The sequence below is a fragment of the Massilia sp. Root133 genome (assembly GCF_001426525.1).
In the GTDB taxonomy this organism is placed as follows: Bacteria; Pseudomonadota; Gammaproteobacteria; order Burkholderiales; family Burkholderiaceae_D; genus Telluria; species Telluria orientalis.
Genome location: NZ_LMEW01000034.1, coordinates 298,300 through 313,364, shown reverse-complemented (window position 1 = coordinate 313,364; position 15,065 = coordinate 298,300). Strand labels below are relative to the sequence as shown.

Annotated in this window: 7 protein-coding genes; 5 read left to right on the top strand and 2 right to left on the bottom strand. The window is 69.0% G+C overall.

What is annotated here, in order from left to right; genetic code table 11:
• Positions 1 to 127: 127 nt before the first annotated feature.
• Positions 128 to 859, top strand: coding sequence for a LuxR family transcriptional regulator (locus ASD28_RS25885; RefSeq protein ID WP_082577398.1), 732 nt, complete (start codon positions 128 to 130; stop codon positions 857 to 859).
• Here the strand turns inward: ASD28_RS25885 and ASD28_RS25880 are convergent.
• Both ASD28_RS25880 and ASD28_RS25875 read right to left on the bottom strand, forming a co-directional pair.
• A complete protein-coding gene (locus tag ASD28_RS25880) occupies positions 834 to 1,109 on the bottom strand; it encodes a helix-turn-helix transcriptional regulator (RefSeq protein ID WP_056135468.1) in 276 nt (91 codons plus the stop codon). The two genes, ASD28_RS25885 and ASD28_RS25880, sit on opposite strands and share 26 nt — an antisense overlap.
• Positions 1,110 to 1,274: 165 nt before the next feature.
• A complete protein-coding gene (locus ASD28_RS25875; protein WP_056135465.1) occupies positions 1,275 to 3,314 on the bottom strand; it encodes a prolyl oligopeptidase family protein in 2,040 nt (679 codons plus the stop codon).
• Positions 3,315 to 3,412: 98 nt separating this feature from the next.
• Between ASD28_RS25875 and ASD28_RS25870 the strand changes: the two genes are divergently transcribed.
• From ASD28_RS25870 to recD, 4 genes are all read left to right on the top strand, one after another.
• Complete coding sequence (locus ASD28_RS25870) at positions 3,413 to 6,010, top strand: CHASE domain-containing protein (protein WP_056135463.1); 2,598 nt, start codon at positions 3,413 to 3,415, stop codon at positions 6,008 to 6,010.
• 70 nt (positions 6,011 to 6,080) lie between these two features.
• Complete coding sequence (recC, locus tag ASD28_RS25865) at positions 6,081 to 9,470, top strand: exodeoxyribonuclease V subunit gamma (RefSeq protein ID WP_056135459.1); 3,390 nt, start codon at positions 6,081 to 6,083, stop codon at positions 9,468 to 9,470.
• Complete coding sequence (recB, locus tag ASD28_RS25860) at positions 9,467 to 13,117, top strand: exodeoxyribonuclease V subunit beta (RefSeq protein WP_056135454.1); 3,651 nt, start codon at positions 9,467 to 9,469, stop codon at positions 13,115 to 13,117. The genes recC and recB overlap by 4 nt, the downstream gene beginning before the upstream one ends.
• Positions 13,107 to 15,056 carry an exodeoxyribonuclease V subunit alpha gene (recD, locus tag ASD28_RS25855; protein WP_056135450.1) on the top strand — a complete coding sequence of 650 codons (1,950 nt, stop codon included), beginning with the start codon at positions 13,107 to 13,109 and terminating at the stop codon, positions 15,054 to 15,056. Before recB ends, recD begins: the two co-directional genes overlap by 11 nt.
• The last annotated feature ends 9 nt before the right edge of the window (positions 15,057 to 15,065 follow it).

Sequence of the window (15,065 nt, the reverse complement as noted above, 5' to 3'; positions counted from 1 at the left end):
CGACAACTGATCCAATGTCAGGGCTCTGCCATAATGAATAAAAGACCAATTTTTCGTGCTTTTTGGTTACAACTCAACTAGCATAGCGGGGTGTCATTACACCCCATTCAAACAGCGCGAGGCATCCATGAAGACCGTCGATTTGGACGAGTTGTTACATACCGACACCGCGTCCAGTTGGGGCGAAGCGCTGTTCGCCCTCGGCCGCCACTATGGGTTCGAGAAGGTCTTGTTCGGCATGTCGGGCTCGCGCCACGCGCGGCTCGAGAACGCATTTATACAGAGTAATTACCCGACAAAATGGCGTGAACGTTATGACGCCGAGCGGTTCGCCTATGTCGATCCGGTCGTCAGCCATTGCCTCGCCACCACCTTGCCGCTGATCTGGCAGCCGGAAATCTTCCGCAGCCCGGCCCAGCGCGCGCTGTATGAAGAGGCCTGCACGTACGGTATCCGCGCCGGCGTGACGTTTCCGATCCATGGTCCGAACGGGGAGTTCGGCCTGCTGAGTTTTGCCGTCGACACGGCGGCGGATGGCGCCTTCCTGCGCGACGTGTCGAGCATGCTGGCCGATCTGGCACTGGTGCGGGATTATGCGTACGCGTCGGGCGTGCGTTTCTGTCCGCCGCCCGCGCAGGAGGCGGCGCCGCGCCTGACCCCGCGCGAGCTGGAGGTGCTCAACTGGGTCATGGTGGGCAAATCGTCGTGGGAAATTTCAAAAATCACCGGCTGTTCCGAGGCGACGGTGAACTTCCATATGGGCAATATTCGCCAGAAGTTCAACGTCAACACCCGGCAACAGGCGGTCGTGCGGGCCATCTCGCTGGGGTTGATTACCCCAGAAGATCACCATCGTTGAGCTTGCCGTTGACATAGAGTTTCAATAGCAGCGCGACCGGGGCCGGAATGGCCAGGCCCGTTTCGAAGCGGCTGCCGCTGGATTGCGTGACGCCAAATCTGCCCCAGAATTTTTCCTGGCTTTCGCGCTTGCTGATCCGGTATTTTTTCAGGTCGCTGACGGAGGGCGCCAGGGATGCGGGCGTTTTCATCATCAGGGTGCCTGCCGACGGTTCCCGCAGGCTTGCTTCGGTAACGAAATCATTAGCCATCGCCGCTCCTCCATGGAAAGATGTGTGAGAAACAAGTATTCCATGCAACATTCATTTAGCGTCCTAGCAACCCTGCTAGTTTCATATCGAATGTGCCGGTTGCGTTAGCTTGCTAACTGATGGTTACCGGCGGAACGGGTCATGTCCAGAGTTTTCCAAGTGCAATTACTTGAGTTGCCTCAACAGGAATGCATACGTCAACGCCCACATCGTCGCCGTCTGCTCGTTGTTCGCCGCGCCGGCATGGCCGCCCTCCGTGTTTTCCCAGTACAGTACGTCGTGCCCCTGGTCGCGCATCAGCGCCGCCATCTTGCGCGCGTGGCCCGGGTGGACGCGGTCGTCGCGGGTCGACGTCGTGAACAGCACGCGCGGATACTGCCTGTCCGGCGAAACGTTGTGGTACGGCGAGTAGCGGGCGATGTAGTCCCATTCGTCGGGATCGTCCGGGTCGCCGTACTCGCCGATCCATGACGCGCCGGCCAGCAGCTCGTGATAGCGGCGCATGTCCAGCAGCGGCACCTGGCAGGCGACGGCGCCGAACAGGTCCGGCCGCTGCGTCAATGCCGCGCCCACGAGCAGGCCGCCATTGCTGCCGCCCATGATGCCCAGGTGGGGCGGGGTCGTGATGCCGCGGCGGATGACGTCCTCGGCGACCGCGAGGAAATCGTCGAACGCCTTTTGCCGGTTTTCCTTCAGCGCCGCCTGGTGCCAGCGCGGCCCGAACTCGCCACCGCCGCGGATGTTCGCGAGCACATACACGCCGCCCTGCGCCAGCCACGCCTCGCCCGTCGTGCCGCTGTAAAACGGCGTCAGCGACACTTCGAAGCCGCCGTAGCCGTACAGCAGGGTCGGATGCGTGCCGTCCAGCGGCGCGTCCTTGCGCATCACGACGAAATACGGCACGTGCGTGCCGTCGGGCGATTGCGCCGTGAACTGGCTGACGGCATACGGCGACGCGTCGAAGAACGCCGGCATCGACTTCAACAGTTCGCGCCCGTCGCGGCCGGCCTCCATCAGATACAGGCTGCTCGGCGTGAGGAAGTCGGTCACGGTGAGAAACACATGGTCGGCGTCGTACTCGTCGACCGCGGCGACGTGCAGCGCGCCCATGCCGGGTGCGTCCACGTCGCGGCGTTGCCAGCGGCCATCCGCGCGCTGCCATTCGATGATCCGGTTCTTGACGTTGTCGAGGATCGTGAGGAACAGCGCGCCCCGCGTCGCCGCGATGCCGTCCAGCGACGTCGTCGGCGAGGGTTCGAACAACACGTCGAAATCGCGGCTGCCTTCCAGGAAGCGGTCGAAGGCAATGGCGAGCAGGGCGCCCTGCGGCCACGTGCGGTCCCCAAGCGTCCAGTCCGAGCGCAGTTCGACGATGAACTGGTCGCGCAGCGCGAACGCGTTCGCGTCCAGCGGTTTGTCGATGGGCTCGAGCTGCCCGCTCGCGGGATCGCGCAGGAACAGCTCGCTGCTGTAGAAATCGATCTGGCGCAGCACGAACTGGCGCTCGTGGCCCGGGGTCGGGTCGTGCCAGGCGGAGACGGACAAGTCGTCTTCCTGCGCTTCGTAGACGAGCGCGGCGTCTTCCAGGCGCGTGCCGCGCTTCCACGCCTTGACGATGCGCGGATAGCCCGATTCCGTCATCGAGTCCGGCCCGAAGTCCGTCGCGACGAACAGGGTGTCCGCGTCGACCCAGCCGACGCTCGACTTCGCTTCCGGCAAGGTGAAGCCGCCGTCGACGAAGGACAGTGTCGCCACGTCGAACTCGCGCACGACGTGGGCATCGCCGCCGCCGCGCGACAACGAGACGAGGCAGCGCGTGCCGTGCGGTTCCAGGAAGGTCACGCCCGCCCACACCCAGTTCTCGTTTTCGAGGCGGGCGAGGGCATCGAGGTCCAGCACCGTTTCCCAGGCGGGCGCCGGCTTGCGGTATTCGGCCAGCGTCGTGCGGCGCCAGATCCCGCGTTCGTGGTCGGCGTCGCGCCAGAAATTGTAGAAGCGGCCGTCGTGGTGGCCGGCGTAGGGGATGCGGTCGCGCGCATCGAGGATCGTCTTCAGCCGCGTGCGCAAGGCCGCGTAGCCGGGCAGGGCGGTGAGTTCGCGCTCCGTCTCCGCGTTGCGTTCGGCCACCCAGCCGAGCGCGCGGCCGGAATCGACGTCTTCCAGCCACAACCAGTGGTCAAAGTGTCCATTATCCGCTTCACGCATATGCATTCCTTATTGTTAAGCTCGCAATTTCCGTCCGATTCGGACATACTAACAAACATCGAAAAATTTCCGCACGGAAATTTCGCAGTAATTTCCTTATGGCTGACATCACGACGCGCAACACGGGAAAGACGGCCGCGCTTTGGGCCGGCGGGGCCGCATTGGCCCTGCTGGCCGGCGCCGGGCTGTATCTGGGCGCGGCGCACGCGGTCGACATCGAGACCCAGGCCCGCTTCGACCACCTGGCGCGCACCGGCCGCCAGCAACTGGCCGGCGCCGTGCACTCCTATGCGGACGTCGTGCGGGGCCTGGCCGGCCTGTTCCAGGCAAGCGGCACCGTCACGCGGCTGGAATTCCACCGCTACGTCCAGACGCTGGGCGTGGCCGAGCACTATCCGGCGCTCGAATCGGTCAACTACGCAGCGTACGTGGAGGCCGGCGCGCGCGACGCGTTCGTCGCGGGCGTGCGCGCGGACCGCAGCCTCGACCCGGCCGGTTATCCCGACTTCACGATCCGGCCCGCCGTGCGGCGTCCCGCGCACACCGTGCTGACTTACCTGGAGCCGTGGCTGGCCGAGAAGGCCGGTGCGGACCTTGCGGGCGGCGCGCCCGCGGTCGCGCAGGCGCTCGAGCGGGCGCGCGACAGCGGCCGCATGACGGCATCCGGCAAGCCGATCGTCGTGGAGCACCCCGTGCGCCATCTCGGCCTGGGCCTGCGCATGCCCGTGTACCGCACGGACGGCGCCGTTCCGCCCGATGTCGAAGGCCGGCGCGCCGCGTACGCGGGCTCGGTCGGCATCGGCTTTTCCGTGCCGGCCCTCGTGCGCGGCGCGCTGCCGGGCGGCGACCAACCGGTCGCGCTGCAGCTGTATGCGGCCGCCGACAGCCGGGCGGCCGGCCCGCTGCACGTCAACGAGGCGGACAACCTGCTGTACGACGGCGCCGGCGCGGCGCTGAACAATGCCGGCGATCTGATGGAAACCGTGCTGCCCGTACGTTTCGACGACAACCTGTGGAAAGCCCGCTTCGTCGCCCGCCGCGCCGACCTCGTCGACGGTTTCGGCCGCGTTTTCCCCTGGCTGGCCGGCGCCGGCGGCTTCGGCGCGACATTCCTTGCGTTTGCGCTGTTCCTCAACCTGGCCCGCTCGCGCAAGACGGCCGTGGACCAGCGCCGGCTGCTCGACCTCGTGCTGGACAACGTCGACGCCTACGTCTACCTGAAGGACCGCGACCGCCGCTACCGCTACGTCAACGCGAAGATGGCCGCCGCCTGCGGCCTGCCGGCGCACGAGATCGTGGGGCGGCGCGACCGCGAGGTGATGCCGCCCGCGCAGGCCGACGCGCTGTGGGCGCTGGACCAGCCCGTGCTGGAACTGGGCGAAAAACGCGCGGTGCAGAACGCCTTTGCCGGCAGCGACGGCGTCGCGCGCCAGGTGTGGAGCGTGAAGGTGCCCGTGCGCTTCGCCGGCGATGGCGACGCCGGGGCGGTGCTGTGCGTGTCGACGGACGTGACCGAACTGCACGCGCTGAAGGCGCAAGCCGACGCGGCGAGCCGCGCCAAGAGCGACTTCCTGTCCAACATGAGCCACGAGATCCGCACGCCGATGAACAGCATCATCGGCATGGCCTACCTGGCGGGCAAGCGCGCGGAAGACCCGAAGCAGCGCGACTACCTGGGCAAGATCCAGCATTCGGCGCAGCACCTGCTGGGCATCATCAACCACATCCTCGACTTTTCCAAGATCGAAGCCGGCAAGGTCGAGCTGGAACTGCGCGACTTCACGTTCGACGCGCTGAAGCGCAACGTCGAGAGCCAGTTGGGCGCGCAGGCGTCGGCGCGGGGCCTGGAACTCGTGTTCGACGTGGCGTCCGAGCTGAAGTGGCCCGTCCGCGGCGATCCGCTGCGGCTGGAACAGGTGCTGCTGAACTTCGTCGGCAACGCCATCAAGTTCTCCGACCAGGGCACCATTCACGTGCGGGCCCGCGTCGAACGGACGGTGGGGACCGACGTGCTCGTGCGCTTCGAGGTCGAGGACCGCGGCATCGGCATCGCCGCGGACGACCTGGCGCAGCTGTTCACGCCGTTCCACCAGGCCGACCCGTCGTCGACGCGCGTGCACGGCGGCACGGGCCTGGGCCTCGTCATCAGCAAGCAGCTGGCGGAGCTGATGGGCGGCGAGGCCGGTGCGACGAGCGTGCCGGGGCAGGGGAGCACGTTCTGGTTCACGGCGCGCCTGCGGCCGTTGACGGCCCCGCGACCCGCGGTGCCGGCCCCGCAGTCGGAACCGGCGGCGCTCGCGGGCTGCACGATCCTGCTCGTCGAGGACAATGCGTTCAACCAGCTGGTGGCGCGTGAACTGCTGGAGGATGCCGGCGCGCGCGTCGTCGTCGCGGACGATGGCGCCCAGGCGCTGGACCGGCTGGCGGAAGGGCCTGTCGACTGCGTCCTGATGGACGTGCAGATGCCCGTGATGGATGGCTACGAGGCCACGCGCCGCATCCGTGCGGATGCGCGGCTGGCCGGCCTGAAAGTGATCGCGATGACGGCGAATGCCGGGGTCGAAGACCAGGCCCGTTGCCTCGCGGCCGGCATGGATGAATTCCTGACGAAGCCGGCGGCGCCCGAGGCCTTGATCGCGACGATCGCGCGCGCGCTCGGCCGCATGGACACGCGCCAGCAGGATCACCAGGCCTGAGCGCCGGTCAGCTCTACCGCTGGAGCCCCGGAAGTAGTATGCTGCGCGAGTCGCTTCTCCACGTCCCGTCATGCCATCCCCGATCCGCCCCGGCCTCCTCATCCTGCACGGCAACCAGATGGAGCTGTTGCGCGCCGCCGTCTTCGACTGGCTGCGCGACAATCCGCTCGGTCCGCTGGAAGAAGAGATCATGCTCGTCCAGTCCAACGGCGTCGCCGAGTGGCTCAAGATCGCGCTGGCGGAAGAGCTGGGCGTGTGCGCGGCCACGCGCGTGGCGCTGCCGGCGCGCTTCCAGTGGGAGGCGTACCGCGGCATGCTGGGTCCGGAGCGGGTGCCGCGCCGCTCGCCGTTCGACAAGGACGCGCTCACGTGGCGCCTCATGCGCCTGCTGCCCGAGCTGCTGGAAAAGGATAAATTCGAACCGCTGCGCCATTTTCTCTCCGACGGCGACGCCGAGCGCCGCCTGCAGCTGGCCGAACGTCTCGCGGATTTGTACGACCAGTACCAGGTCTACCGCGCCGACTGGCTCACCGACTGGGCGGAAGACCGTGACCAGCTGCGCCGCCCCGGAGGCGAGCCGATCCCGCTGGCGCCGGACCAGTGCTGGCAGGCGCAACTCTGGCGCGAGATCCACGCGAGCCTGCCGCCGGAGCGCCGCTGGTCCGGCCGCGCGACGATCCACCAGCAATTCATGGCGGCGGTGATGGAAGACCGCGAACCCGTGCTGCGCCTGCCGCGCCGCGTGATCCTGTTCGGCATGTCGACCCTGCCGTACCAGACGATCCAGGCGATGGCGGGCCTGTCGCGCCACACGCAGGTGCTGCTGGCCGTGCCGAATCCGTGCCGGTTCTACTGGGGCGACATCATCGAAGGCCGTGAACTGCTGCGCGCGGCCTATAAACGGCAACAGCACCGCAACGGCAGCGACCTGTCCGACATCCCCGTCGAGCAGCTGCACGCGCACAGCCACCCGCTGCTCGCGAGCTGGGGACGGCAGGGCCGCGACTTCGTGCGCATGCTCGACGAATTCGACAACGGCGAGGGCGCGCAATTCGGCAACCTGCGCATCGACCTGTTCTCCGACGAGGAAGGCGAGACCTTGCTGGGCCAGGTGCAGGCCGCCGTACGCGATTTGCTGCCGCTGTCGGAGCATCCGCACACGCCGCCTCCGCTCGACGACCGGTCGATCGAGTTCCACATCGCCCATAGCGCGCAGCGGGAAGTCGAGGTACTGCACGACCAGCTGCTGTCGTGGTTCGCGCAAGAGCGGGACGATCCCTTGCGTCCGCGCGACGTCGTCGTGATGGTGCCGGACATCGAGACCTTCTCGGCCGCCGTCCACGCCGTGTTCGACCAGCACAAGCGCAGCGACCCGCGCTACATCCCGTTCGAGATCGGCGACGTCAAGGACCGCAGCGTCAATCCTTTATTGGTCGCACTCGAATGGCTGCTGCGCCTGCCGCAGCAGCGCTGCCGCCAGAGCGAGGTGCGCGACCTGCTCGACGTGCCCGCGCTGGCCGCCCGCTTCGGCCTGGAAGAAGCCGATCTGCCGATCCTCGGCCACTGGATCGAGGGTGCCAGCGTGCGCTGGGGCCTGGACCAGCGCCACCGCGCGGGACTCGGCCTCGGCTCGGCCGGCGAACAGAATTCCTGGCTGTTCGGCGTGCGCCGCATGCTGCTCGGCTATGCGACCGGCAACGGCGCCAGCTTCCGCGATATCGAACCGTATCCGGAAGTGGGCGGCCTCGATGCCGCGCTCGCGGGCTCGCTGGCGGAACTGGTCGAAGCGCTGCTCGCATGGCGCGAAGACCTCGACAGGGTGCAAACCCCGATGGCCTGGGGCGATTGCGCCCGCGCGCTGCTGGCGAGGTTCTTCCGCGCGACGAACGAGGAAGACCGCCTGATGCTGCACCAGCTGGAAGAAGCGCTGCAATGCTGGCTGGAGATCTGCGAGAACGCGCTGTTCGACGAACCCGTGCCGCTCGCCGTGATGCGCGAGGCGTGGCTCGGCCAGCTCGACCAGCCGGCGCTGTCGCACCAGTTCGTATCCGGCGGCGTCACGTTCTGCACGCTGATGCCGATGCGCGCCGTGCCGTTCCGCGTCGTCTGCCTGCTCGGCATGAACGACGGCGATTTCCCGCGCCGCGGCCACCAGTCCGATTTCGACCTGCTGGCGCTGCCGGGTTTGAGCCGCCCGGGCGACCGCTCGCGCCGCGACGACGACCGCTACCTGATGCTCGAAGCGGTGCTGGCCGCGCGCGACAAGCTGTACGTGAGCTGGGTGGGCCGCAACGTGCGCGACAACACGGAGCAGCCGGCGTCCGTGCTCGTGTCGCAACTGCGCGATTATCTCGCCGCCGGCTGGGACCTCGACCTCGCCGAGCGCACGACCGTGCACGCGCTGCAGCCGTTCTCGCGCCGCTATTTCGAGCGCGGCGGCCTGCTCACGTATGCGGGCGAATGGCGGTCGGCGCACGGTGCCGAAGCTGCAGGCGTCGGTGACGACGTGCTGCCGCCGTTCGAACTGGATGCCGACTACCGTCTCACCCTGGGCGAGCTGGCGAGCTTCCTGCGCCAGCCCGCACGCTTCTTCTTCCGCCGCCGCCTCGGCGTGACGTTCACGGACCTGGAAGTCGTCGGCGAGGACGAGGAACCGTTCTCGCTCGATGCGCTCGAGCGCTACTTCCTGGAAGACACGCTGCTGGACGACAGCGGCACGCCGGAAGCGCCGGACGACGTGCGCCAGGTGCTGGAGACGCGCGCCGCGCGGCTCGCGCGCGAAGGCGTGCTGCCGATCGGCCTCGTGGGCAGGCAATGGCAGCAGCAGCTCGTCGACGACCTCGTGCCCGTGCGCCGCGCCTGGCTCGCGCTGGGCGCGCGTTATCCGACACCGGCGCCGAAACTCGTCGTCAGCGTGGAGGCGGGCGGCGTGCGTATCGACGACTGGATCGACCGCCTGCGCAGCAACGACGAGGACACCGTGTGGCTGCTGCAGATGTCGTCCAAGGTGCTGGACCGCAAGGGCGAGCCGCGCGGCGACAAATTGATCGGCCCGTGGCTGCGCCAGCTGGCCGCCGCCGCGATGGGCGAGCGCGTGGGCGGCGTGCTCGTCGCGCGCGACGCGAGCCTCGCGATGGCGCCGCTGGAACGTGGCGCGGCGCTCGCGCAACTGGAGACGCTGGTGGCGCTGTGGCGTTCGAACCTCGACCGGCCGCTGCCCGTCGCGTGCAAGACGGCGCTCGCGCACTTCTCCGGCGGCGACGCGCGCGAGACGTATGACGGCGGCTTCGAAATCGACGGCGAAGTCACCGACCCGTGCCTCGCGCGCCTGTGGCCCGAATTCGCATTGTTGCGCGCCGCCGGCGGCTGGCCGCTCGTGGCGGAAGCGTTGTACGGTCCGCTGGTCGCATGGCTGAAGGACAGCGTGACGGTGACCCGCTTCGAGGGAGGCGAACAATGAGCCAGCTGCTCGACGCCCTGAGCTTCCCGCTGCACGGCTCGCGCCTCATCGAGGCCAGCGCGGGCACGGGTAAGACGTGGACCATCGCCGCGCTGTACCTGCGCCTCGTGCTGGGCCACGGCGGCGACGACGGTTTTACCCGTCCGCTGATGCCGCCCGAGATCCTCGTCATGACCTTCACCCGCGCGGCCACGCGCGAGCTGTCGAACCGCGTGCGCGAGCGTCTCGTGCAGGCGGCGGCATGCTTCCGCGGCGAGATCGAGCCGGACGATCCCTATCTCGAAGCGCTGGCCGACGCGTATGACGACGAGGCGTCGCGGCTCGTCGCCGCGCACCGGCTGGTCCTCGCGGCCGAGACGATGGACGAGGCGGCGATCTTCACCATCGATGCGTGGTGCCAGCGCATGCTGCGCGAGCACGCGTTCGACAGCGGCAGCCTGTTCGACGAAGAACTCGTCAGCGACGAGCGCGCGCTGTTCGAGGATGCCGCGCACGATTACTGGCGCCAGCACGTGTACCCGCTGTCCGGCGCGGCGCTCACGAGTCTCCTGTCCTGCTGGAGCGACGTCGACGCGCTGAAGCGCTCCGTGCGCGAGCTGGTGCAGCGCGCGGGCCGCATCGACGACCGCATCGGCAACCTGGGCGAGCGGCCGCTGGGCGCCGTCATCGCCGAGGCGGAACGCGAGCAGCGCGATGCGTTGAAGCGGCTGAAGGACGGCTGGCAGGCGCGCGCCGACGCGATGGAATCGTGGATCGCGGCGCAGCGCAGCGTGAATCCGAAAGCGTTCAACGGCAACAAGATGCGTCCGGATTCGCTGGCGAAAGCGTTCGATGCGCTGCGCCGCTGGGCGGACGACCCGCAAGCCCACTATCCGCAACTCACCGACGCCCTGTGGACCCGCCTGACGCCCGACGGCATCCTCGATGCGTTCAGCAAGGATCACGCCGCGCCGATTCCCGAATGTTTCGAGCACACGTCCGCGCTCAAGGAAGGACTCGATGCGATCGCGCTGGTAGCGCACGCGCTGCTGCGCCACGCCGCCTGCGCCATCGCGCACCGCATGGCGGAACTGAAGCGCCGCAACCGCCAGTTCGGTTTCGCCGACATGCTGGCGCGCCTGAAGGATGCGTTGGAGGGGCCGAACGGCGAGGCGCTGCGCCGCCGCATCCTCGACCAGTATCCGGTGGCGATGGTCGACGAATTCCAGGACACGTCGCCCGACCAGTACCGCATTTTCGACCTGCTGTACCGCGTGGCCGACAACGATCCGGCGCGCGGCCTGTTCCTCATCGGCGACCCGAAGCAGTCGATCTACGGCTTCCGCGGCGCCGACATCCACAGCTACCTGTCGGCGCGCCGGGCCACGCACGGCCGCCACTACCAGCTGGGCACGAACTACCGCTCGACGCGCCAGCTCGTCGCCGCCGTCAACCAGCTGTTCCGCCACGCGGAAGGGAATTACGCGGCGGGCGCCTTCCGCTTCCGCAAGGGCGACGAGAATCCGCTGCCGTTCGACGCGGTCGACGCGGCGGGGCGCAAGCAGCAGCTGGTCGGCGTCGACGGACCGTTCCAGGCGCTGGCCGTCGGCCTGGCGGACATCGACGACCTGCGCGCGGACGACTACCGCGAATTCTTCGCCCAGCACTGCGCCGAGCACATCGTCCGGCTGCTGAACGATGCGCGCGTCGGCTTCGAAGACGAAGCCGGGACGTTGACACGCCTGATGCCGGCGGATATCGCGATCCTCGTGCGCGACCGGCGCGAGGCGGCGGCCGTGCGGCGCGCGCTCGTGCAGCGCAAGGTCGCGAGCGTGTACCTGTCCGACCAGGATTCCGTCGTCGAGACCGACGAGGCGCGCGACGTGCTGCGCTGGCTGCAGGCGGTGGCGAACCCGCTGGACGTCACGCTCGCGCGCGCCGCGTTCGCGACCGCGACGTGCGCGCTGCCGCTGGCGGAACTGGCGCAGCTCGCCAGCGACGAACTGGCGTGGGAAGTCCGCGTCGAACAACTGAAATCGCTGCACCAGGCGTGGCAGCGGCAGGGCGTGCTGGCGATGCTGCGCCGCTTCATCCACGAACTGGGCCTGCCCGCCAAGCTGCTGGCGGCGCCGGGCGGCGAGCGCCGTCTGACGAATTTGCTGCACCTCGCGGAACTGTTGCAGGAAGCGAGCCGCGAACTGGATGGCGAACAGGCGCTGATCCGCTGGTTCGCGGAACAGGTCGAAGGTGTGGGCGAGGGCGGCGACGAACGGGTGCTGCGACTGGAGTCGGACGCGGAACTGGTGAAAGTCGTCACGGTGCACAAATCGAAGGGCCTGGAATATCCGCTCGTGTACCTGCCGTTCGCCGTCACCGCGCGCAAGACCGACCGCCGCAACCGTGCGTTCTTCGAATACGTGGAAGACGATGGCGCGCGCCGCATCGACCTCGGGCTGTCCGACGCGGCGCTGGAAGCCGTCGACCGCGCGCGCCTGGAAGAAGACCTGCGCCTGCTGTACGTCGCGTTGACGCGGGCGCGCCATTTCCTGTGGCTCGGTGTCGCCGCCGTCGCCGCGCGCAAGAAGGGCGAGAACCAGCTGCACGAATCGGCGCTGGGCTATCTGCTGACGGGCGGCGCACCCGTGCCCGCGGCCGCCGTGCGCGAGCGCTGGGAACACCTGCGCGGCGACGTCGACGGCATCGAGCTGCATGCGCTGGCGAGCCCGGACGGCTGCACGCGGCTGGCAAGGCAGGACGTGCGGCCGGAGCTCGTCGAGCCGCCGCAGTTCGATGCGCGCTTCGAGCGCAACTGGGCGGTGGGCTCGTTCACGTCGCTGACGAAAAACACGGTGGCCGTCGCGCCGCCGACGCGGCCGCAGGAAGAGAATCTGCTGGAGGAAGAAGACCCGGGCGTCGTGCCGGTCACGCACAGCGAGGACGCGCCGTGGCACCGCTTCCCGCGCGGCGCCGGTCCCGGCAACTTCCTGCACGAGCAACTCGAGTGGATGGCCAGGGAAGGCTTCGGCCAGGTCGACGATGAAGCGTTCCGCGTCCGCCTCGCGCAGCGCATCCAGCGCGCCGGCTGGGGCAACCGCCTCGACGACGCGCTGGCCTGGCTGCGCATGGTCGCCGTCACGCCGCTGCCGCCCGTCGGCTGCGCGCTGGCGGACATCGATGCGCCGCTGGCCGAGATGGAATTCTGGTTCCCCAGCCGCCAGCTGGACGTGGCCGCGCTCGACCGCCTGTGCCGCCAGCGCATGCTGGGGAACACGCCGCGCCCGATCCTGCCGGAGCGTCAGCTGCACGGCATGCTGAAGGGCTTCACGGACCTCGTGTTCGAATGCCACGGCCGCTACTGGGTGCTGGACTACAAATCGAATGCGCTGGGACCGGGCGACACCGCGTACACGCAGGCCGCGATGGCGGCCGGCATGGCCGGGCACCGCTACGACATCCAGGGCGCCATCTACATGCTGGCCGTGCACCGGCTGCTGCGCGCGCGCCTCGGGGCAGACTATTCGCCGCGCGAGCACCTGGGCGGCGCCGTGTTCCTGTTCCTGCGCGGGATCGGCAACCCGGCCACGCACGGCTGCTACCTGATCGAGCCGGACGTGGAACTGCTGGACGGCCTCGATCGCCTGCTGGGAAAGGACGCGCATGAAGCCTGACGTCATCGATACCGGCGCCTTCTGGGCCGAGGTCGAACGCCTGACCGAGGCGGGCGGGTTGCGCCGCCTGTCCGGCGTGTTCGCCCGCTTCGTCGCGAGCCTGGGCGAGGCCGCGTGCGCCAAGTCGACGCCGCTGCTGCTCGCGGCCCTCGTGCTGTCCGAACTGGAAGGGCGAGGCCACAGCTGCCTGCTGCTGGACGACCTGGCGGGCGATCCGGCCGCGCTGCTCGGCTGGGCCGACGAGGACTGGAAGGCGCTCGCGAAGGCGGCGAAACCGCTGCCGCGCGGCGTGAAGGGGTGGATGTCGCAACTGGCCACGTGCGACCAGGTGTGGCGCGTGGGCGACCTCGATTACGACCAGCCGCTCGTGCTGGACGACACGCGCCTGTACCTGCGCCGCTACTGGCGCGACGAGACCCTCGTCGCCACGTGCGTGCGCGCGCGCGCGCAGGAGCGCCGCGACGTCGACATCGACCAGGCGCATACGTGGCTGGAAGCACTGTTCGGCGCCCAGCGCGCGGGCGAGGCGCCCGACTGGCAGCGCATCGCCTGCGCCGTCGCCCTGCGGGGCGCGTTCGCCATCATCACGGGCGGTCCGGGCACCGGTAAAACGTACACGGTGGCGCGCCTGCTGGCGCTGTTGTTTGCGACGGCGCCGGACGCCGCGCGCCAGCGCATCGCACTGGCCGCCCCGACGGGCAAGGCGGCGGCGCGCCTGAAGCAGTCGATCGACAAGGCGCTGACCGACCTGGCCGACCGCGTCGGCGGCGCCTTGCCGCTGCGCGAACTGACGACGCGCATGGGCGCCGCGCGCACCTTGCACAGCCTCCTGGGCGCGCGTCCGGACACGCGCAGCTTCGCGCATCATCGCGGCAATCCGCTCGACGTCGACGTGCTGATCGTCGACGAGGCGTCGATGGTGCACCTGGAAATGATGGCGTCGCTGCTGGACGCGCTGCCCGCGGGCGCCACGCTGGTCCTGCTGGGCGACAAGGACCAGTTGGCGTCGGTGGAAGCGGGCGCCGTGCTGGGCGACCTGTGCCACGATGCGCAGGCCGGGCGCTACGACGCCGACACGCGCGCGTACGTGCGGGCCGCGAGCGGCGAGACGATCCCCGCCGAATATGAAGGGCAGGGCGGCCCGCTCGCCCAGCAGACGGTGATGCTGCGCCACAGCCGCCGCTTCGGCGGCCCGATCGGCAAGCTGGCGCTGGCCGTCAACGCGGGCGACGTCGACGGCGCCGCCGCCGCGCTGCGCGCACCCGACGCGGCCGGCGTGCTGCGCTGGATCGAGCACGCGCACCAGCACCATGTGATCCAGCTGGCGAACGAGGGTTATCGTCCATATCTCGAACTGCTGCGCGCCGGCAGCGGAGGCCATGGCAGCCACGAAGACTGGGTGCGCGCCGTGCTGCAGCGCTTCGAAGCGTTCCGCGTGCTGTGCGCCGTGCGCGAAGGCGAGTGGGGCGTCGAAGGCCTGAACGAGGCCATCGAACTGCGCCTCGCGCACGCGGGCCTGATCGTGCGCGGCGACTGGTACGTGGGCCGCCCCGTCATGGTCACCCGCAACGACTACCCGACGGGCACGTTCAACGGCGACATCGGCCTCGCGTTGCCGGACCCGGCGCGTCCCGGTTCGCTGCGCGTGTGGTTCCTGGAAGGCGACAACGTGCGCAGCGTGCTGGCCACGCGCCTGCGCCACGTGGAGACGGCGTACGCGATGACGGTCCACAAATCGCAGGGCTCGGAATTCGCGCACACGGTGCTGGCCCTGCCGAAAGAGGGGGGCGCCGTGCTCGCGCGCGAGCTAGTCTATACGGGCATCACGCGCGCGAGCCGCCAGTTCACCCTGACGACGCCGGCGCCGGCCGTGCTGGGCGAGGCGATCCTGCGCCGTACGCACCGGGCCAGCGGGTTGCGGGGGATGGTCGAGAAATAACACCGGGAG